The sequence below is a fragment of the Streptomyces pinistramenti genome (assembly GCF_020564935.1).
GTDB classification, from domain to species: Bacteria; Actinomycetota; Actinomycetes; order Streptomycetales; family Streptomycetaceae; genus Streptomyces; species Streptomyces pinistramenti.
Genome location: NZ_JAJCXB010000004.1, coordinates 115,270 through 135,243, shown reverse-complemented (window position 1 = coordinate 135,243; position 19,974 = coordinate 115,270). Strand labels below are relative to the sequence as shown.

14 protein-coding genes and 1 pseudogene are annotated in these 19,974 nt (G+C 72.8%); 5 read left to right on the top strand and 10 right to left on the bottom strand.

Annotation, left to right across the window (positions count from 1 at the left end; all coding sequences use genetic code 11):
- Positions 1 to 141 precede the first annotated feature (141 nt).
- Both LIU39_RS04965 and LIU39_RS04960 read left to right on the top strand, forming a co-directional pair.
- Positions 142 to 876 (top strand): MBL fold metallo-hydrolase, encoded by a 735-nt coding sequence (locus LIU39_RS04965; RefSeq protein ID WP_227045005.1) that lies wholly within the window; start codon positions 142 to 144, stop codon positions 874 to 876.
- Between the two features lie 118 nt (positions 877 to 994).
- Positions 995 to 1,828 carry a DUF3097 domain-containing protein gene (locus LIU39_RS04960; RefSeq protein ID WP_227045003.1) on the top strand — a complete coding sequence of 278 codons (834 nt, stop codon included), beginning with the start codon at positions 995 to 997 and terminating at the stop codon, positions 1,826 to 1,828.
- Here LIU39_RS04960 and LIU39_RS04955 read toward each other — a convergent pair.
- From LIU39_RS04955 to lepA, 5 genes are all read right to left on the bottom strand, one after another.
- Complete coding sequence (locus tag LIU39_RS04955) at positions 1,806 to 2,393, bottom strand: Uma2 family endonuclease (RefSeq protein ID WP_227045001.1); 588 nt, start codon at positions 2,391 to 2,393, stop codon at positions 1,806 to 1,808. The genes LIU39_RS04960 and LIU39_RS04955 overlap by 23 nt on opposite strands.
- Positions 2,394 to 2,503: 110 nt before the next feature.
- Positions 2,504 to 3,736, bottom strand: a complete 1,233-nt coding sequence (gene hemW, locus LIU39_RS04950; protein ID WP_227044999.1) for a radical SAM family heme chaperone HemW — start codon at positions 3,734 to 3,736, stop codon at positions 2,504 to 2,506.
- Positions 3,737 to 3,793: 57 nt separating this feature from the next.
- Positions 3,794 to 5,953 (bottom strand): SpoIIE family protein phosphatase, encoded by a 2,160-nt coding sequence (locus LIU39_RS04945; RefSeq protein ID WP_227044997.1) that lies wholly within the window; start codon positions 5,951 to 5,953, stop codon positions 3,794 to 3,796.
- A 367-nt stretch (positions 5,954 to 6,320) separates the two neighbouring features.
- Positions 6,321 to 8,210 carry an AMP-dependent synthetase/ligase gene (locus LIU39_RS04940; RefSeq protein WP_227044996.1) on the bottom strand — a complete coding sequence of 630 codons (1,890 nt, stop codon included), beginning with the start codon at positions 8,208 to 8,210 and terminating at the stop codon, positions 6,321 to 6,323.
- 415 nt (positions 8,211 to 8,625) lie between these two features.
- Positions 8,626 to 10,497: a translation elongation factor 4 gene (gene lepA, locus LIU39_RS04935; RefSeq protein ID WP_227044993.1), complete on the bottom strand. Its 1,872-nt coding sequence runs from the start codon at positions 10,495 to 10,497 to the stop codon at positions 8,626 to 8,628.
- A 223-nt stretch (positions 10,498 to 10,720) separates the two neighbouring features.
- Here lepA and rpsT point away from each other — a divergent pair, with 223 nt between their 5' ends.
- Complete coding sequence (gene rpsT, locus LIU39_RS04930) at positions 10,721 to 10,987, top strand: 30S ribosomal protein S20 (protein WP_030283819.1); 267 nt, start codon at positions 10,721 to 10,723, stop codon at positions 10,985 to 10,987.
- A gap of 376 nt (positions 10,988 to 11,363) precedes the next feature.
- Positions 11,364 to 12,212, top strand: a complete 849-nt coding sequence (locus LIU39_RS04925; RefSeq protein WP_227044991.1) for a hypothetical protein — start codon at positions 11,364 to 11,366, stop codon at positions 12,210 to 12,212.
- A gap of 105 nt (positions 12,213 to 12,317) precedes the next feature.
- On the opposite strand, the gene holA is transcribed toward LIU39_RS04925, so the two are convergent.
- Entirely contained in the window at positions 12,318 to 13,301 is a 984-nt protein-coding gene (gene holA / locus LIU39_RS04920; RefSeq protein ID WP_227044989.1) for a DNA polymerase III subunit delta, read from the bottom strand.
- 129 nt (positions 13,302 to 13,430) lie between these two features.
- On the opposite strand from holA, the gene LIU39_RS04915 reads away from it, so the two are divergent.
- Positions 13,431 to 13,676: a hypothetical protein gene (locus tag LIU39_RS04915; RefSeq protein ID WP_227044987.1), complete on the top strand. Its 246-nt coding sequence runs from the start codon at positions 13,431 to 13,433 to the stop codon at positions 13,674 to 13,676.
- A 77-nt stretch (positions 13,677 to 13,753) separates the two neighbouring features.
- Here LIU39_RS04915 and LIU39_RS04910 read toward each other — a convergent pair.
- The 4 genes and pseudogenes from LIU39_RS04910 to LIU39_RS04895 form a co-directional block, all read right to left on the bottom strand.
- Positions 13,754 to 14,576: pseudogene (locus LIU39_RS04910) on the bottom strand (arylamine N-acetyltransferase family protein).
- 25 nt (positions 14,577 to 14,601) lie between these two features.
- The gene (locus LIU39_RS04905) at positions 14,602 to 17,466 is read right to left on the bottom strand and encodes a ComEC/Rec2 family competence protein (protein ID WP_227044984.1); all 2,865 of its coding nucleotides are present in this window, start codon (positions 17,464 to 17,466) and stop codon (positions 14,602 to 14,604) included.
- Positions 17,463 to 18,317 (bottom strand): ComEA family DNA-binding protein, encoded by an 855-nt coding sequence (locus tag LIU39_RS04900; RefSeq protein WP_227044982.1) that lies wholly within the window; start codon positions 18,315 to 18,317, stop codon positions 17,463 to 17,465. The genes LIU39_RS04905 and LIU39_RS04900 overlap by 4 nt, the downstream gene beginning before the upstream one ends.
- A gap of 791 nt (positions 18,318 to 19,108) precedes the next feature.
- Positions 19,109 to 19,954: a DegV family protein gene (locus tag LIU39_RS04895; protein ID WP_227044980.1), complete on the bottom strand. Its 846-nt coding sequence runs from the start codon at positions 19,952 to 19,954 to the stop codon at positions 19,109 to 19,111.
- Positions 19,955 to 19,974 lie beyond the last annotated feature (20 nt).

Sequence of the window (19,974 nt, the reverse complement as noted above, 5' to 3'; positions counted from 1 at the left end):
GCACTCACCCGGGCCGAGTGCCAAACACCGATCCAGTGTACGGCCGGGTAGCACGGCCGGGGCAAGGGCGCCCGCCAGGAACACCGTCCGCGACCCCTGATCCGCCGGGCAACGCTATCGCGATACCGATAGCGTCTCGGCATGCGCACGACTTGGGAAGAGGCCGGGTGGGAACGGCTCGGTGAGCACATCGCCAGACGCCGGATGCCGGGCTGGGACGAGACCGTCGGCGTCATCGCGGGAACGGATGGCGTCCTGCTGGTGGACACCGGCGCGACCCTGCGCGACGGCGCCGGCCTGCGCCGCTCCGTCCTCACGGTGCTCGGCCGCGACGTGACGCATCTCGCGCTGACCCATCCCCACTTCGACCACGTGCTGGGCGCCGCGGCCTTCGCCGGGGTGCAGGTGTTCGCCGCGGCCGGGATGGACGAGCTGCTGGCGCGCGGGGGCGACGCCCTGCGGCTCGACGCGGTGCGGCACGGCGTCGATCCGGACGCGGCCGCGGACGCCGCCGACCTGCTGGTGCGCCCGCACCGTCTCGTGCACGGCGAGCTGACCGTGGACCTCGGCGGCCGGCAGGTGCTGCTCGCCAACGTCGGCCCCGGCCACACCGCGCACGACCTGGCGGTACTCGCCGCGGACCGGCCCGGCGCACCCGAAGTCGTCTTCTGCGGCGACCTGGTCGAGGAGTCCGGCGAACCGTCCGCAGGGCCGGACGCGCTGGTACGGCAGTGGCCCGCCGCGCTGGACCGGCTGCTGGCCCTGGGCGGTGAGGACGCCGTGTACGTGCCGGGGCACGGTGCTGTTGTGGATGCCCGTTTCGTCCGTGAGCAGCGCGACACGCTCGCCGCCCGCTTCGGCGTGTCCCCCGCCTGACCGGCGCCTTCCCCGTATCTTCCGCACCGCCCCGCCGCGGTGCCGACACCTTTGCACCGCCCTTCCGTGCCCACCGAGCGCCCCGCGCCCTTCGCCACAGAACAGGTCCGCAGACCCCATGCAGAGCAAGCGCTACAACGCCGACCTCACCCCGCCCTGGAAGAAGCAGCGCCCCGCCCCCGAAGTGGCGGCCGAGCCCGATCTGGTGGTCGAGGAGGTCACCACGGGCTTCTGCGGCGCGGTGATCCGCTGCGAGAAGTCGGCGCAGGGCCCGACGGTCACCCTGGAGGACCGCTTCGGCAAGCACCGCGTCTTCCCGATGGAACCGCGCGGCTTCCTCCTGGAGGGCAAGGTCGTCACCCTCGTACGCCCCGCGGGCCGCCCCGCGCCGAGCGCCCCGGCCCGTACGGCGTCCGGCTCGGTCGCGGTCCCCGGCGCCCGCGCCCGCGTCGCGCGGGCCGGCCGTATCTATGTGGAGGGCCGGCACGACGCGGAGCTGGTGGAGCGGGTGTGGGGCGACGACCTGCGCATCGAGGGGGTCGTCGTGGAGTACCTGGAGGGCATCGACGACCTCCCGGCGATCGTCCGCTCCTTCTCGCCCGGCCCCGACGCCAGGCTCGGCGTCCTCGTCGACCACCTCGTGCCCGGCTCGAAGGAGTCCCGGATCGCGGCGGAGGTGACGGATGTGAACACGCTGGTCGTCGGCCACCCCCACATCGACGTCTGGGAGGCCGTGAAGCCGTCGTCCGTGGGCATCCCCGCCTGGCCTTCCGTGCCGCGTGGCCAGGACTGGAAGACGGGCGTCTGCCGGGCTCTGGGCTGGCCGGAGAACACCGGCGCGGCCTGGCAGCGGATCCTGTCCGGCGTCCGCTCCTACCGCGACCTCGAACCGGCGCTGCTCGGGCGGGTGGAGGAGCTGATCGACTTCGTTACGGGCGGCGGTGACGCTTGACCGGGGGGAGGGTCTCGAACTCCGTGGTGTCCAGCTCGACGCCGAGCGGTTCCAGCGGCACCGGCCGGCCGAACTTCGTGGCCACGTCCACCTCGTAGTCAGCCTCCGGGCCGCTTCCCGACGGCTTGCTGAGCAGGACGCACTGGGCCTCCATGGGGTCGATGATCAGGTACAGGGGAACCCCGCCCGCTGCGTAGAGAGCACGCTTCTCGCCGTAGTCACGATCGACGCTGCTCTTCGACACGACCTCCACAAGAAGCGTCACCGCCTCCACGGGGACAAGGCGTCCCGGCCCCTCGAACGCGCCGCGTTCGAGCACGACGAGGTCGGGCTGAGGCTCGCTGACCTCCTGCGGAATGGCGATGTCCTGTGTCTGCTTGCGGTGCCATCGGGCCCGCGGAATCTGGTCCGCCACCCGCTCGATGATGTCGTTGTGGACCCAGTCGGGCCCGGCCATCATCACAATGTCCCCCCACAGGAGTTCCGCCTTGTAACCCTCGGGAACCTCCAGGTTCTCGAAGATTTCGGTGGCGTCGGTCGTCATCCGTTCATCCACAGCGGTCATCTCCGTGGCCCTCCACATCACGCCGCGTGCATTTAGCGGCAGCCAAGGGAGAGCGTAGGCGGGGGCGCAGCGCACCCGCATCGGTTCACTCGTCCGAGTCCTGACGCCTCCTAGTCCACCAGATCCCGCACCACCGCGTCGGCCAGCAGCCGCCCGCGGAGCGTCAGGACGGCCCGGCCGGCTTCGTACGGGGCCGCTTCCAGCAGGCCGTCGGCCAGTGCGCGGGCGGCGGCGCGGGCGCCCTGTGGGGCGAGCAGGTTCAGGGGGCAGCCGTCGGAGAGCCGCAGTTCCAGGAGGATGCGTTCGACGCGGCGGTCCTCGGCGGGCAGGATCTCGCGCCCGGCGCCCGGGGAGCGGCCTTCGGCGAGTGCCTGGGCGTAGGCGCCGGGGTGCTTGACGTTCCACCAGCGGACGCCGCCGACGTGGCTGTGGGCGCCGGGGCCCGCGCCCCACCAGTCGGCGCCGGTCCAGTACAGCTCGTTGTGGCGGCAGCGGGCGGCGTCCGTGGTGGCCCAGTTGGAGACCTCGTACCAGCGGAAGCCGGCCGCGGCGAGGCGTTCGTCGGCGATCAGGTACCGGTCGGCGTGCACGTCGTCGTCGGTCATCGGGACCTCGCCGCGGCGGATCCGGCGGGCCAGCTGGGTGCCTTCCTCGACGATCAGGGCGTACGCGGAGACGTGGTCGGGTCCTGCGGCGAGCGCGGCGTCCAGGGTGGCGCGCCAGTCGTCGTCGCTCTCGCCCGGGGTGCCGTAGATCAGGTCGAGGTTGACGTGCTCAAAACCGGCCGCGCGGGCCTCCGCGACGCACGCCTCGGGGCGGCCCGGGGTGTGCGTGCGGTCGAGGATCTTCAGGACGTGCTGCCGGGCGCTCTGCATGCCGAAGGAGACGCGGTTGAAGCCGCCTTCGCGCAGCCCGGCGAGGTAGCGCGGGTCGACGGATTCCGGGTTGGCCTCGGTGGTGATCTCGGCGTGCGGGGCGAGGCCGAATTCCTCGCGGATGGCGGCGAGCATCTTCGCGAGGTCGGCGGCGGGCAGCAGGGTCGGGGTGCCGCCGCCGACGAAGACCGTCTCGACCGGGCGCGGGTCGTCGCCCAGCACCTTGCGGGCCAGCCGGATCTCCTCGACGACGTGGTCGGCGTAGTTGTCGCGGGAGGCCAGGGCGCCGCCGGAGCCGCGCAGCTCGCTCGCGGTGTAGGTGTTGAAGTCGCAGTAGCCGCAGCGGGTCGCGCAGTACGGCACGTGCAGATAGAAGCCGAGGGGACGGTCGGCGGCCTGGGCCAGTGCGTGACCGGGCAGCGCCCCGTCCTCGGGCATCGGCTCACCGTCGGGCAGTGCGGAAGGCATGGGATCCATTGTCCGTCATGCGGGGACGCGGTCGCTCCCGTCCGCCCGGAGACCGGGCTACGGCGTTCCGTCCGCCGCCGCCTGGAGGACGAGGAGGGCCAGGTCGTCGTCGGGCGGGGTCGGCGAGAAGCCGTGGACGGCGCGGCGGATGCGTTCGGCAATCGCGCTCGCGTCCAGGCCCGCGCAGGCGGCCAGGGCGGTGGCCAGGCCGTCATCGTCGTCGAACTGGTTGCGTCCTGAGCGGCGCTCGGTGACGCCGTCGGTGACGCACAGCAGCGTCTCGCCGGGGGCGAGGTCGAAGGACTCGCTCTCGTACGTCGCGTCGCCGACCACCCCCAGCAGCATCTGCGGCGCGGCGGCGACCCGGACCGTGCCGTCGGTGCCCAGCACCAGCGGCAGCGGGTGGCCGGCGCTGGCGAGGGTGCAGCGGGCGCCGCCGGTGCCGCCGGGGCGGGGCACGATCTCGCCGTAGAGGAGGGAGAGGAAGCGGGCCTGTTCGCCCTCGTCGCGGATCTCGACCGGGGCCTGGACGCCGGCTCCGGCGGCGACCGCTGCGGCCACGGCCGCGACGGAGTCGGCCGCCTCCCGCGCCATGGTCTTGTTGAGCCGGTCCAGCACCTCCGCGACGCCGAAGCCGTCGCGGGCCAGCAGCCGCAGCACCGGCCTGGCCAGTCCGGTGACCGCCGCCGCTTCCGGGCCGCTGCCGCAGACGTCGCCCAGGGCGAAGCACCAGCGGCCGTCGCCCGCCTCGAAGAGGTCCCAGAAGTCGCCGCCCGCCCAGGCGCCTGCCCGCGGTTCGTAGACCACCGCCGATGCGACGCCGGGGACCTGCGCGCGGCCGTGGGGCAGCAGCCGGCGCTGGAGCACCTGGCTGATGCGCTCCTGTTTGCTGTAGGCGCGGGCGGTGGCCACCGCGCGGGCGACCCGGCGGCACAGGTCCTCGATCAGGCCGGTCAGCCCGGCGGGGAATCGCAGCAGTCCGGCCCGGCCGATCAGGACAGTGCCGAGCCTGCGGCCGCCGCTGACCAGCGGGCAGGCCAGCGCGGCGCCGCCGTAGCCGCCCGGTTCGTCGGGCCACGGCCAGGGGACGGCCGAGCCTTCGGTGCCGCGGTCGGCGGCCGGTGGCGGGGCCTTCTCCAGGACGAGCCGCAGGGCATCGATCCGGGCCTCGCAGGAGTGCCAGACGCCGGACAGCCGCGGCGGCCCGTCGTCCCCTGCGGCGCCGGGTACCGGCCCGCCGGCTTCCCCGTCGTACAGCCACACCGCGCACCAGTCGGCGAGCCGGGGCACGGTCAACTGGGCGGCGAGGGAGGCTACTTGGTCGGCGTCGAGGTGGCCGGACAGCAGGTCGGACGCCTCGGCGAGGAAGGTCGGTGCGCCGTGCGTGAGCCAGTCGGCCGCGGGCCTGGGCGGGGCACCGTAGGCCGCGCCGTAGCCGTATCCGTAGCCGTAGGTGTACGGGGCGTCGGACCGGCCGTCGTCGGCGTCGTAGCGGTCGGTGTCGTAAGGGGCCGGCTCGTAGCGGTCGGCGCCGTAGGGAGCCGGCTGGTAGCGGTCGGTGGCGCAGGGGTCCGGCTCGTGCCCGGCCGCGCCGTAGCCGATCGCGGCGTCCGGGGCGGGGCGGGCCGCAGGGACGCCGGTCAGCGGGGCGGCCGGGGCCCGTGCGCCGGGTACCGCGTCGCCGGGATCCGGGCCGTCGTCCGCGGTGCCCGGGGCGAGCCGGAACCATACGGTCTTCATCGCGCGGCGGTAGGTGATGCCCCAGGATTCGGCGACCGCGCCGACCAGTTGCAGGCCGTGGCCCGCCCCGTCCGGCAGACCGGAGTGCCGGTGGCCGCGCACCGGGCGGGTGGGGTGGTGGTCGGACACCTCGACGACGAGGCCTGGGCCGTCCGGTGCGGTGTCCGCTTCGAGGCGGCAGTGCAGTTCCACGTCGGTGCCCGCGTGCACCACGGCGTTCGTGACCAGCTCACTGACCAGCAATAACGCTTCCTCCGCCAGCCGTTCGGTGAGCGCTTCGGCGCCCGGGAGCCGCTGCGCCGTCCAGTCGGCGAGCGTGCCGCGGACGAACCGGCGGGCGTCGGACGCGGCGCGCGGCGTGCCGGTCAGCGCGGCGCTGCGGGAGCCCGTGCCGTCCCGGCCCGTGCCGGTCGCGACCCCGCCCACCGCGTCGGTGTCCCGCTGGAATCCAGTTGCAGTCGCAGTACTCGTCCTCATTCAGCAACTCCCGAGCAGCTCCGCCATCTCGCCGAATGCACCACCGACAGAGTGACAGACCGAGCGCGGGCATAAGCACCGAGTCACTGAAGAAGGTGGTCAGACGGGGTGCTCCGTCGCTGCGGACGGTGAAGATGTATGGACAACCGGGGGGAGCGCGGCGTCCCGGCACGCGCCCGCGCACAGCAGCGCGGGGTGGCGCGGACGACGCCGGGACGGCTCCCCGACGGCCGCGGCACCACTGCCGCCACTGCCGTCCCGTCCGCCCCACGCCGTTCCGTACCGCCCCGCCGTGACATCCGTGCGCCGGGATGGGCGCCGCGCCCCGGCTGCTCCGTGCGCGTCCCGTCGCGCCCCGTACGCCCCGCTATGCCTCGCGCGTCCCGGCGTACATCTCGTCCAACAGATCCTTGAACGCCCGCTCCACGACCGGCCGTTTGACCTTGAGGCTGGGGGTGACCTCGCCGTGCTCGATGTCCAGATCGCGCGGCAGCAGCCGGAACTTGCGGATCTGCTGCCAGCGCTGGAGCCCTTCGTTGAGCCGCTCGACATAGCCGTCGATCAGATGGCGGACCTGGTCGGTGGCGACGAGGTCCGCGTACGCCGTGCCCTTCAGGCCGTGTTCCTCCGCCCAGACCATGAGGGTCGGCTCGTCGAGCGCGATCAGCGCGGTGCAGAAGTTCCGGTTGGCGCCGTGCACCAGGATGTTGGAGACGAACGGACAGACCGCCTTGAACTGCCCCTCGACCTCGGCAGGGGCGATGTACTTCCCGCCGGACGTCTTGATCAGGTCCTTCTTGCGGTCGGTGATCCGCAGGAAGCCGTCCGCGGACAGCTCGCCGATGTCGCCGGTGTGGAACCAGCCGTCGGACTCCAGGACTTCGGCGGTCTTCTCCGGCAGACCGTGGTAGCCCTGCATGATGCCGGGGCCGCGCAGCAGGATCTCGCCGTCCTCGGCGATCCGCACCTCGGTGCCGGGCAGCGGCTTGCCGACCGTCCCGGTGCGGTACGCCTCGCCGGGGTTGACGAAGCTGGCGGCGCTGGACTCCGTCAGGCCGTAGCCCTCCAGGATGTGGATGCCGGCGCCGGCAAAGAAGTAGCCGATCTCCGGCGCAAGGGCGGCGGAGCCGGAGATCGCGGCGCGCAGGCGGCCGCCGAAGGCGTCCCGCAGCTTGGCGTAGACGAGGGCGTCGGCGGCCTTGTGCTTGGCGGCGAGCGCGAACGGCACCGAGGCGTTGCCGGTGCGCCGGAAGTTCTCCTGCGAGACCTTGGCGTACTCGCGGGCCACCCCGGCCGCCCACTGGAAGATCTTGTACTTCGCGCCGCCGCCCTCCCTCGCCTTGGCCGCGACGCCGTTGTAGACCTTCTCGAAGATCCGCGGGACGGCCGCCATGTACGTGGGCCGCACCACCGGCAGGTTCTCGATGATCTTGTCGACCCGGCCGTCGACGGCGATGACGTGGCCGACCGAGATCTGGCCCGCGGTGAGCACCTTGCCGAAGACGTGCGCGAGCGGCAGCCAGAGGTACTGCACGTCGTCCTCGGTGACCATGCCGGTGGCCTGGATGGCGCGCGCCATGTACGACCAGCAGTCGTGCGCAAGACGTACGCCCTTGGGGCGGCCGGTGGTGCCGGAGGTGTAGATGAGGGTGGCGAGCTGGTCAGCACGCAGGGCGGCGACCCGCTCGGTGACGCAGTCGGGGTTGTCCTCCAGGTGGGCGGCGCCGCGCTTCTCCAGGTCGGCGAGGGAGAGCACCCAGCCCTCCGGGTCGCCGTCGGCGGGCTGCGCGTCCGCCTCCTCGATGACCACGACGTGGGCGAGGTCCGGCAGTTCGGCACGCTTCTCGCGGGCCTTGGCCAGCTGCGCGGCGTCCTCCGCGATCAGCACCCGGCTTCCGGAGTCGGCGAGGATGTACGCGGTCTCGTCCGCGTTGGTGCTGGGGTAGACCGTGGTGGTCGCGGCGCCGGAGCAGAGCACGCCGAGGTCGGCGATGATCCATTCGACGCGGGTGGCGGCGGCCAGCGCCACCCGCTCCTCGGGCCGGACGCCGAGCGCGATCAGCCCCGCCGCCGCCGCAATCACCCGCTGGGCGGCATCTCCCCAGGTCAGCGACTTCCAGTCGTCCGGCCCCTGGCCCGAGGCAGGCGGCACGGGATAGCGATACGCCTCCTTGTCGGGGGTCGCCGCGACCCGCTCCAGAAAGAGGCTCGCCACCGAAGGCGGCCGGTTGTCGATCAGCGTGTGGGTGTCCGTCACGGCATCCTCCGGGGCCCGCTTCGTTGCTGGTGACTCGCGAGTAACCTTTGAGCAGTGATCAGAGTAGGCCCCGTTGCGCCGCCACGTAAGGGTCTGCGGCCGACTGGTTCACGCGGCGCCTCCCGCCGTGCGTGCAGGGTGCGAGCGCCCCGTCACCCCGCGCTCCGGCCACCCCTACGACGGCACACTCCGGGACTCCCGCCAAAAGCGGAATGCACCCCTCCGACTGCCTGTCCCGCACCTCCCGGCCGCCCTGCCACGCCCCGGGAAACGGCAAGGGCGCCGGCCCCCTGAGAGGGACCGGCGCCCTGCCCGGCACGTGACCGGACTCACCCGGAACGCACGGCATACCAGGCGCGAGGAGCACCCGCCGGACGGCGCTCACGCGGGCCGCCCGGGAGCCGCCCGCCCGAGGTCACTTCTTCGACTTGTCCCCGTCGGAGTCCGAGGACAGCACCGCGATGAATGCCTCCTGGGGCACCTCCACGCTGCCGACCATCTTCATCCGCTTCTTGCCTTCCTTCTGCTTCTCCAGCAGCTTCCGCTTACGCGAGATGTCGCCGCCGTAGCACTTGGCGAGGACGTCCTTGCGGATCGCGCGGACCGTCTCACGGGCGATGACCCGGCTGCCGATGGCGGCCTGGATCGGCACCTCGAAGCCCTGCCGCGGGATCAGCTCGCGCAGCTTGGCGACCAGCCGCACACCGTAGGCGTACGCCTTGTCCTTGTGGCAGATCGCGGAGAACGCGTCGACCTTGTCGCCGTGCAGCAGGATGTCGACCTTGACCAGGTCGGCGACCTGCTCGCCGGTGGGCTCGTAGTCCAGTGAGGCGTAGCCGCGGGTCTTGGACTTGAGCTGGTCGAAGAAGTCGAAGACGACCTCGGCGAGCGGCAGGGTGTAGCGGATCTCGACGCGGTCCTCGGAGAGGTAGTCCATGCCGAGCAGCGCGCCGCGGCGGTTCTGGCACAGCTCCATGATCGCGCCGATGAACTCGCTGGGCGCGAGGACCGTGGCCCGCACGACCGGTTCGTGCACCTTGTCGATCTTGCCCGTGGGGAACTCGCTGGGGTTGGTCACCTCGTACTCGGTGCCGTCCTCCATGTCCACCTGGTAGACGACGTTGGGCGCGGTGGCGATCAGTTCGAGGCCGAACTCGCGCTCCAGTCGCTCGCGGATGACCTCCAGGTGCAGCAGGCCGAGGAAGCCCACGCGGAAGCCGAAGCCGAGGGCCGCCGAGGTCTCCGGCTCATAAACCAGCGCGGCGTCGTTGAGCTGGAGCTTGTCCAGGGCCTCGCGCAGCTCCGGGTAGTCCGAGCCGTCCAGCGGGTAGAGCCCGGAGAACACCATCGGCTTGGGGTCCTTGTAGCCGCCCAGCGGCTCGGTCGCCCCCTTGCTGAGCTGCGTGATGGTGTCGCCGACCTTGGACTGGCGGACGTCCTTCACGCCGGTGATCAGATAGCCCACCTCGCCCACGGACAGGCCGTCGGCGGCCTTCATCTCGGGCGAGTTGGTGCCGATCTCCAGCAGTTCGTGGGCGGCGCCGGTGGACATCATCCGGATGCGCTCGCGCTTGTTGAGCGTGCCGTCGACGACCTTCACGTAGGTCACCACGCCGCGGTAGGCGTCGTAGACCGAGTCGAAGATCATCGCGCGGGCGGGCGCGTCCTTGACGCCGACCGGGGCCGGAACCTCGCGGACCACCTTGTTCAGCAGCTCGGCCACGCCGACACCGGTCTTGGCGGAGACCCGCAGGACGTCGTCGGGCTCGCAGCCGACGAGGTTCGCCAGCTCGGCGGCGAACTTCTCGGGCTGCGCGGCCGGCAGGTCGATCTTGTTGAGGACCGGGATGATCGTGAGGTCGTTCTCCATCGCCAGGTAGAGGTTGGCGAGGGTCTGCGCCTCGATCCCCTGGGCGGCGTCGACGAGGAGGACGCAGCCCTCGCACGCCGCGAGCGAGCGGGAGACCTCGTAGGTGAAGTCGACGTGACCGGGGGTGTCGATCATGTTGAGGATGTGGGTCGTCCCACTCCGCTCCTCGCCCTCGGAAGGCGACCAGGGGAGCCGCACCGCCTGGGACTTGATCGTGATGCCGCGCTCGCGCTCGATGTCCATGCGGTCGAGGTACTGCGCGCGCATCTGCCGCTGGTCGACGACACCGGTGATCTGGAGCATCCGGTCGGCGAGCGTCGACTTGCCGTGGTCGATGTGCGCGATGATGCAGAAGTTACGGAGGAGGGCCGGGTCGGTACGGCTCGGCTCCGGCACGTTCGTAGGGGTCGCGGGCACGCAGGGTCCATTCAGTGAACGCGGGTAGGCGGGACTCGGGTGTGACGTCCTCCCCATCGTCCCATGAGCGGCGCCGTCGGTCCGTTTTGGGCGGTGCTCCCGGGCGACCCCGGACCGGATTGGGACGCCGTGGGCGCGGCTGGTAGCCTGGTCCACTGTGCTTCGTGCCCTCTCAAGCGCGCGGCGCAACTCGAAACTCCAACGAACCTGAAAAGGCTCTTTCGTGGCGAACATCAAGTCCCAGATGAAGCGGATCAAGACCAACGAGAAGGCTCGTCAGCGCAACAAGGCTGTCAAGTCCACTCTGAAGACCGCGATCCGTCGCACCCGCGAGGCCGTGGAGGCCGGTGACCTGCAGAAGGCCACCACCGCCCAGGCCGAGGCTGCCAAGAAGCTCGACAAGGCCGTCAGCAAGGGTGTCATCCACAAGAACGCCGCCGCCAACAAGAAGTCGGCGCTGGCCAAGAAGGTCGCCGGCCTCAAGGGCTGAACGATCTCCGTCTGACCTGCAAAACCCCCGCCGTCGGGGATCCAGCGGCCCCTCTCTCCGCTCCCTGAACGGTGCACCACCGCGCCGCACACGGCCTGCGTTCGCCACGCGGGTGCGGCGCCCCCGGCTCGACCGGCGACTTCCGCCGGACGACCCGAAGACTGACGGGAAACCCCGCCGCTGCCCTTCCCCAGGGCCGGCGGGGTTTTTTGCGTGGCAGGGGGGACGGGGCGGGCACTGGGTGGTGCGGGTGGGCCGGGCTTCGTCGCTCGGCGTGCGGCGCACCGTCCCACTTGGGGGGAGGCTTCGTCCTGCCCGGCGTGAGGCCCCGTCTCGACCAACATGCGGCTCCGGCCGGTTCCGCTACGCTGCCGCCATGTCGTTCTCGGGGGATCTCTCGGGGGATCCGAACCGTCCCTACCCGCAACCGCAGCCGTACGGCCAGGTGCCCGCGCCCCAGAATCCGGTGCCGGCCCAGCAGAACCCGTACGCACAGCAGCCCCCGCCGCCGGCCCCGGGCGGCTACGGCTACCCCTCCGCGGGCCCGCAGCCTCCGGGTGGCGGCGGCCGGGGCGCGTCCGGCTGGCCGTGGGCGATCGGCGGCGCGGTCGCGGCGTCCGCGATCTGGGCCTCGGTGATGTTCGCCACCGGCAGCTTCGGCAGCTCGGAACCCCGCCCCGATCTGGCCGGCTACTCCTACACGTCGGATCTGTGCGCGGACACCTCCCTGACACCGTTCGAGAGCGCCCGGTACCGGACGAAGGACAGCTCGTCGAGCGCCCCGAACCCGCAGCACAGCGGCGCCCGGCAGCCCGCCATCGACTCGATGTGGTGCAACATCTCGTTGGAGAAGGAAGGCGAGAGCAGCTCGGACTACGCGTCGAACTTCCTCTACAACTCCGTCACCCTGCACAAAAAGGCCGACCCCGCCCCGGAGTTCGCCGACGGCTACCGCGCCTACGAGAAGCAGGACACCTCCGTCGACTACACGGTCGAGCCGGTGACGGGCATCGGTGACGAGGCGTACCTGGTGATGCGGAAGGACTCCGGCAACAACAGCGGCTCGTACGTGATCCTGGGGGTCAGGGACGGCTGGCTGACGTATCAGTCGACGTGGTCCAGCTACGCGTCCGGCCGCGGTTCCGGCACCCAGCCGCGCGCGGACGAGATCGCCGACATGCTGAAGAGCAGCGCCCGGGAGACCTTGGGGAAACTGCGGGGGTAGTGCCGGCCTGGTGCGGCGGAGTCGGATGCCCGGGGTGGAGGCCGTCCGGTCGGGCGCCCGTGAGACGGGCGTCCCGGCGCCGGACGCCCGTCGTCGCTCAGCGGTTCAACGGGAGCGGGCCGCGCGGGCGATGGCCACCACGGCCTTCTCCAGGGCGTATTCAGGGTCGTCGCCGCCGCCCTTGACACCCGCGTCGGCGGCGGCCACGGCCAGCAGTGCCGTCGCCACGCCGTCCGCCGACCAGCCGCGCATCTGCTGCCGCACCCGGTCGATCTTCCACGGCGGCATGCCCAGGTCGCGGGCGAGGTCGCCGGGGCGCGCGCCGCGCGGGGCGGACGCCAGCTTGCCGATGGCGCGTACGCCCTGGGCCAGCGCGCTGGTGATCATGACGGGCGCGACGCCCGTCGACATCGCCCAGCGCAGCGCCTCCAGTGCCTCGGCCGCCCGGCCCTCGACCGCGCGGTCCGCGACGGTGAAGCTCGACGCCTCGGCCCGGCCGGTGTAGTAGCGCGCCACAATCGCTTCGTCGATCGTGCCCTCGATGTCGGCGGTCAGCTGCGAACAGGCCGAGGCCAGCTCGCGCAGATCGCTGCCGATCGCGTCGACCAGCGCCTGGCATGCCTCCGGCGTCGCCGAACGCCCCACCGCGCGGAACTCGCCCCGGACGAACGACAGCCGGTCGGCCGGCTTCGTCATCTTGGGACAGGCCACCTCGCGCGCCCCGGCCTTACGGGCCGCGTCCAGCAGCCCCTTGCCCTTGGCGCCGCCTGCGTGCAGCAGGACGAGGGTGATCTCCTCCGCGGGGGATCCGAGATAGCCCTTGACGTCCTTGATCGAATCCGCCGACAGGTCCTGGGAGTTGCGCACCACCACGACCTTGCGCTCGGCGAACAGCGAAGGGCTGGTCAGCTCGGCGAGGGTGCCCGGCTGGAGCTGATCGGAGCTGAGGTCGCGCACATCGGTGTCCTCGTCCGCGGCGCGGGCAGCCTTCACCACCTGCTGCACGGCACGGTCGAGCAGCAGGTCTTCCTGGCCCACCGCGAGCGTGACGGGGGCGAGCGGATCGTCGTTTGCAGTCTTCCTGGCCATCGCGCTCCAGCATCCCACGCCCCACTGACAGTCCCGTCCTGGCGGGCGGCCGACCGCTTTGCGGGGCCGCGGCCCGTCCGTCCTGCCGCCCGCCCGTCGGCCGCTGCTCCGTTGCCGGACAATGGTCCGGTGAGCGATGCACGACACGTACTGGTACTGCCCGACCGCGACGCCGCGGAGGAGGTCGCCGAGACCCTGACCGAGCGGTTCGGTCTCGCCGAGGAACCGCAGCTCGTACGCGACGCCCTGGCCGGCGAGGACGACGCCGAGGACGCCCAGTGGCTGGTGGTCGTCGAGGACCCGGACGGCGCCTATGACGCTCACCAGCTGGACAGCCTCGCGGCGGAGCACGAGGGCTGGCGCGAGGCGGAGTGACGGCGGCTTCCTTGGCGTACGGGAAGGGGGCGCCGTGGGCGGTCCCCCTGCCCCTGCGCCGCCATGGTCTCGGGTGTTCAGGGGGCTTCGTCCGGTGGGAGCGGTCTTGGGCCGGTCGGCCGGTCCGGGGCGGGTGTGCGGGCCACGGTGGGCTCTCGGTCCAGGGTGATGCCGAAGTGGATGCGGTAGGCCGCGAGTACCTCGTCCTCCAACAGCTCGCACTCCTCACGCGCCCCGTCCGTACCGGTGATCACGAGCGTGCGGTCCGAGAGGGTGACCCGGCCGGTCGGAGTCAGCAGGGAGCAGACCAGCGAGCGGGCGAAGCGGGACGCCGGTGAGGTGCGATGCCACCAGCAGCCCACCTCGAAGTCGGCCAGGGCGCGCGGGCGTTGTTCGACGCGGTACGGGGGAATCCCGTCCCGCGACACGTCGAGATCCCCCTCGGGCGTCTCCTCGATGCGGAAGACTCCCCCGGGGTGGGGCTGATCGGCGCGGCTGTCCATCCGCAGCGGGAAATGGCTGTGCCGGCCGAGCCCGACATCGGCGAGCCACGGCCCGGTAGGCGTCTGCACCCGCAGCGCCAGGTGGTCGTACGGGATCCTCGGACCCGCCGGCCGAACACCCGGGCGGCGAGCGGCCGAACGTCGTAACCGAGGGCGCCGAGCAACCCGGCGAAGGCCCCGTTGAGTTCGTAGCAGATCCCGCCACGGCGCGCACCGACGACCTTGTCGAACAACGACCGCGGCCAGCACGGTCTCCTCGCCGGGATGGAGAGAGATTCTCGAAGGGAACGCTGCGCAGATGCCGCAGCTGTGGCGCACCCAGCTCCTCGGCAGAGGCCGTCGCGGGCCGGACCGCGCCGATACGGGCGAGATGTGCGTCGACCTCGGTGGTGTTCATTCCGGTGGTTCCCTCCCGGTGGCGTTCATCGTCCGTGGCGGAGGCGTTCGCGGTGGGGGCGTTCGCGGTGGGGGCATTCGCGGTGGGGGCATTCATCGTGGGATGTCCATTGCGGGGCTTGCTTCGCAGGGGGGCGAGGGATGCGAGGCCGGGATTTCCGAGGCGCGGCCGGTGCGGCGGTCCGGGCCCGTGCTCGGCCCTCCGGCGGATGAGGCGCGCAGCCCGTCGCCCGTCTCGTGACCTCTTTCGTGAGGCGTCTTCGTCGGCGTCGACGAGCCACCGTGGTGGGGGAGCGGTGCCGGGTGGTGCGGCGGCCCTGGACCGTTGCGGAGAGCTGAGCCCGGGTACCCAGTACGGCAATCGCGCCGTCCGTATCGGTGCGCAGCACCTTGGCGCCCAGTCGCCGCAGCGCGTCGACAGTGCGGGGCGCCGGGTGCCCGTACGGGTTGTCCGCCCCCACGGAGATCACCGCGAGCCGTGGTGCCACTCGGCGCATCAACTCGGGGTCCTGGTGCGCCGAACCATGGTGGGCCACCTTGAGGACGTCGATGCCGGGCAGCTCCGGGTGCCCCGTCAACAGGGCCTGCTGAGCGGGAGGTTCGAGGTCACCGAGGAGCAGCAGGGTCAGCCCTGCGCTGCGGACGAGCAGCGTCACACTGGCGTCGTTGGGCCCGTCCGACGCGGCCCCGGAAGTGTCCGCAGGCGGCCAGAGGACCTCCCAGGCCAAAGGGCCCAGCCGACGCCGTTCCCCCGGCGCCGCACGGGTCACCGGCACCCCGGCCGCCGCGGCGGTGCGCCGGACGAACTCCGCCTGCCCCGGAGGATCCTGGAGCGTCGTCGTCTCGATCAGCCCGACCGAGCGGCCGTGCAGCACCCCGGGCAGGCCGTCGACGTGGTCGGCATGAAAGTGCGTCAGCACGATCACCGGGATGCGGCGGACACCCAGGTCCGTCAGACACCGGTCGATGGCGCGGGGTTCGGGGCCCGCGTCCACCACCAGGGCCGTGCCGTCACCGGCCGCCAGTACGAGCCCGTCGCCCTGCCCGACATCGCAGACCACCGCGCGCCACCCCGGTGGCGGCCAGCCCGTCAGGACGCGGGTCAACGGCGCCGGCCGCCACACCACCAGGATCAGAGCCAGGGCGCACAGCACACACAGCCACCGGCGGCGCAGCATCCGGCGTCCCACCGCCGCCAGGACGACGGTGGCCACGGCGAGCGCCGAACCACCCACCCAGCCGCCCGGCCAGCCGAACTCCGCGCCCGGCAGGGCGGCCCCGGCGCGCGCCACCCCGGCGATCCAGGTGGCGGGCCAGCCCGCGCACCAGGCCAGTGCCTGGGCGGCCGACGGTACGAGCGGGCCGGCGGCGAGCGCGGCGAAGCCCAGGACGGTCGCCGGGGCGACGGCCAGTTCGGCGAGCAGGTTGCACGGCACGGCGAGCAGGCCGACCCGGGCCGCGAGTACCACGATCACGGGGGCGCAGACCGCCTGGGCGGCGGCAGCGGCGGCGATCACCTCGGCGAGCCTGGGCGGCACCCGGCGCCGCTGGAGTGCCGCGCTCCAGCGCGGGGCGAGCAGCAGCAGCGCGCCGGTGGCCAGGACGGAGAGCAGGAAGCCGTAACTGCGGGCCAGCCATGGGTCGTAGAGGATCAGCAGCAGGACGGCGGTCCCGAGCGCGGGGAGCAGGGAGCGGCGGCGTCCGGTCCCGATCGCCAGCAGGGTGATCAGCCCGCAGGCCGCCGCCCGCAGCACGCTGGGGTCGGGGCGGCACACCACGACGAAGGTGAGGGCGAGGGCGCCGCCGACGACTGCGGTACCGCGCAGGGACAGCCCGAGGCGGGGCGCCAGGCCACGGCGTTCGGCTCGCGAGGCGAGGTGCGGCGGGCCGACCAGCAGGGCGAGCACGATCGTCAGGTTGCTTCCGGATACGGCGAGCAGATGCGTCAGGTCCGTGGCCCGGAACGCATCATCGAGATCCGGCGGCACCCGCGAGGTGTCCCCCACGACGAGTCCGGGCAACAGGGCACGGGCATCGGGTGACAGGCCGTCGGTGGCGTCGCGGAGCCCGGCCCGCAGGCTGCCCGCCATCCGTTGCAACGCGGACGGCTCGGCCACCCGGCGGGGCGGCGTATCGGCGGAGACCCGCAGCACGGCGGCGATCTGCACGTCAGGCGGCATCGGCGGTGCGGCACGGGCTGCGACCCGGATACGCGTCGAGGGCAGCAGGCCGAGCCACCGGCCGCGCTGCGTCGCCGGGGAATCCTGCCCGCCGTGCTTTTCCGCATTCTGCTGCTGCGCGATGACCAGGGCGGGTGTGCGGGTGGCCGTCACCGAGCCGTCCGGTCCGGTGATGCGCACGACGTCCGCGGTGAACACCAGGGAAGGCGGCATGCGTTGGGAGCCTCGCACCTTGGGCCGGGTCATCCGCGGATCTCCGGTCACCTCCAGCTCAACGGTGAGATGCGCATAGCGCTGCGCCCAGGAGGGCAGCGGTCCGCGCCGCGCGTCCGCCGCATGCAGCGCCGCGGAGGCCGCCCCCGCCACCGCGCACAGCAGCACCGCCGCCGCAGCCACCAGCGACCCGGCGGACCATGGACGCGGGGCGAGGCGGTGGTGCCCCGATGACGTGGGCGAGGTCTCCGGCGCAGGCTCGGGCTCGGCCCGGCGCCGTCCCGCTGCCCTGCGCAGGGCCACCGCGGCAAGGACAACGGCCACCGCGCAGGCTGACGCCACCACTGCACCGGGCGCCCCCAGGGCAACTGCCGCCGCGACCCAGGCCGCCAGCGCCGGGGCGACGATTCGCAGGTCGGCCGGTCCCTCCTGGCGCGGGTCCGAGGCGCCGTGCGGCGATGCCGCCGCCGCGTGCACCGTGGCGCGCTCGGTGGTCATGGCTGGACCAGAGGGCGCAGGTCGGCGAAGCGACGCTCGCCGATACCGGTCACCTCGCGCAGTTGGTCCACCGACCTGAACCCGCCGTGCCGGGTGCGGAATTCGATGATGTGCCGGGCCAGTACGGGCCCTACGCCGGGCAACGTGTCGAGCTGCTGCTCGGTGGCCGTACCGAGGCTGACCGGCTGACCCGGTGCCCCTGGGCCGCCACCCGACGCGCCTGCTTCGGACGGCGGCCCGTTCGCAGCCGCCTCGGCCGCCGCTCCGCCGCCGCCCGCGCCCACCCCGGCACCGGCACCGCCGACGACGATCTGCTCCCCGTCGGCCAGCAGCCGGGCGCGGTTCAGCCCCTGGGTGCTCGCCCCGTGCAGCACACCGCCCGCCGCGTCCAACGCGTCGGTCACCCGCGACCCGGCCGGCAGGCGGTGGATTCCCGGGTGCCTGACCTTCCCCTCCACATCGATCACCAGCCGTTTCCCGGAGCCACCGTCCGCGCCCGACGAGGCCGACGCAGCCGGCCCGGCCGATGGCGTACCGGAGGACGACAGACCGGACTGGCGCGACGGCACGGACACGGCACGCTCGGCCGCCGGCGCCCGCACCGGCTCGGGGCCGGCCGCCCAGAAGTGCTGAACGGCGATGACCACGGCCACGACCAGCACAAGCGCCAGCGCGGCCAGCGCCTTCGGATCGGTCGCGCAACGTAACTGCACCCACAGCGGCAGCCGTTCCCGTACCGCCAGCCGCGCTCGCTCCCAACGCCCCGGCCCGGATCCGCCTGGCCTCGGGCCCGACGCCATCTCCGCCCCGGCAGCGACACCCGCCCCCGGCCCGTCCGTCTCCCGCCTCACGTCGCGCCCTCCCCCTCGCTGCCCGACCGACTCGCCCTGTGGCCTCTCAACAGACGGCGGATCGCGACGCCGCCGGGCATGCGGACGGCGCGGAGCCCGAAGCTGGGAACGGACGCGGGAAGGAACGCGGGGACGGACACGAGGGCGGACGCGGAGATGGGCTTGGGGAAAGACTCGGGCAAGAACCGGGGAAGGGCCTCGGGAAGAGGAATCCCGAGGGGAGTTGAGCGCATCGTCCGCACCGTTCGCGCCAGCCCCATCATCCGCACCGGCCGCGTCGCCCACACTGCCCGCACCGGCCTCCCCTACCGCACCACGCATACGCAGCGAACGCGGCCCGCTTGCAGCCACCGGCGCACCCACAGCCACTGCCCCGCCCGCCACCCGTGGCTCGCCCGGCATCCGCGGCCCGCCCGTCGGCACGTCCCCCTCCAATGGGCTGCTGAAGAGCGCCGCGGCTCTCGCCCGGACCAGGGCCATGGTCTCGGTCCGGTGGGCGACCCGCCTCCGCACCGGGGATCGTGCGTGGCGGGAACGGCCGGGCCGCCTGCCGCGCTCGGGCTCGCGCGCTTCGGCGCCGGAGGCCGCGTCCGGGCCTGGGCCCGACCCCATGATTACGGACGGTGATTGAGTGCTCATGCCGACCGACGGTAGGCACTCTTCGCCGATCGCGCCGAGCAGGCTCAATTTCCGTGGATAACTGCCCAGTTGTGGATAACTGCGTCACCCGAAGGGGAGCTTCCGCCCACGCCGCCCGGCGAAGATGGCCGCTCCCGCCCGCGCCGCACGCCTCACCGTGGTGAGATCACGGCCCCCAGCAACCCCGGCCCCGTGTGCGCGCCGATCACCGCGCCGACCTCGCTGACGTGGAGTTCGCACAGGCCCGGCACCCGCTCCCGCAGGCGGTCGGCGAGGGCTTCCGCGCGTTCCGCCGCCGCGAGGTGGTGGACGGCGATGTCGACCTCGCCCTGGCCCGCACGCTCCGCCGCGATCTCCTCCAGCCGTGCGATGGCCTTCGAAGCCGTACGGACCTTTTCGAGGAGTTCGATGCGCCCTTCGGCCAGTTGCAGGATCGGCTTGACGGCGAGCGCGGAGCCCAGCAGCGCCTGGGCCGTACCGATCCGGCCACCGCGCCGGAGGTAGTCGAGGGTGTCGACGTAGAAGTAGGCCGAGGTCCCGGCGGCGCGCTTCTCCGCCGCGGCGACCGCTTCGTCGGCGTCCCCGCCGGCGTCGGCGGTCTCCGCGGCCGCCAGGGCACAGAAGCCGAGGGCCATCGCGACCATGCCGGTGTCCACGACCCTTACGGGTACGGGCGCTTCCTTCGCGGCGAGTACCGCCGCGTCGTAGGTCCCGGAGAATTCCGAGGAGAGGTGGAGCGAGACGATGGCGGAGGCGCCGGACGCGGCGACCTTGCGATAGGTGTCGGCGAAGGTGCTCGGGCTGGGGCGGGACGTCGTCACCGGCCCGCGCTTCTGGAGGGCCTGGGCGACGGATCTCGCCGAGATCTCGGTGCCCTCTTCCAGGGCCTGGTCCCCCAGGACGACGGTCAGCGGGACGGCCGTGATGCGGTGGCGCTCCAGTGCCACCGGCGGCAGGTAGGCCGTGGAATCGGTGACGATGGCGACATGGCGGGACATGACTGGGAGGCTATCCGGGG

Bases quoted from the DNA above. Each gene is read 5' to 3' on its own strand.
- LIU39_RS04965 (WP_227045005.1), top strand. From the start codon at position 142: ATGCGCACGACTTGGGAAGAGGCCGGGTGGGAACGGCTCGGTGAGCAC.
- LIU39_RS04960 (WP_227045003.1), top strand. From the start codon at position 995: ATGCAGAGCAAGCGCTACAACGCCGACCTCACCCCGCCCTGGAAGAAG.
- LIU39_RS04955 (WP_227045001.1), bottom strand. From the start codon at position 2,393: ATGACCGCTGTGGATGAACGGATGACGACCGACGCCACCGAAATCTTC.
- hemW (WP_227044999.1), bottom strand. From the start codon at position 3,736: ATGCCTTCCGCACTGCCCGACGGTGAGCCGATGCCCGAGGACGGGGCG.
- LIU39_RS04945 (WP_227044997.1), bottom strand. From the start codon at position 5,953: ATGAGGACGAGTACTGCGACTGCAACTGGATTCCAGCGGGACACCGAC.
- LIU39_RS04925 (WP_227044991.1), top strand. From the start codon at position 11,364: ATGTCGTTCTCGGGGGATCTCTCGGGGGATCCGAACCGTCCCTACCCG.
- holA (WP_227044989.1), bottom strand. From the start codon at position 13,301: ATGGCCAGGAAGACTGCAAACGACGATCCGCTCGCCCCCGTCACGCTC.
- LIU39_RS04905 (WP_227044984.1), bottom strand. From the start codon at position 17,466: ATGACCACCGAGCGCGCCACGGTGCACGCGGCGGCGGCATCGCCGCAC.
- LIU39_RS04895 (WP_227044980.1), bottom strand. From the start codon at position 19,954: ATGTCCCGCCATGTCGCCATCGTCACCGATTCCACGGCCTACCTGCCG.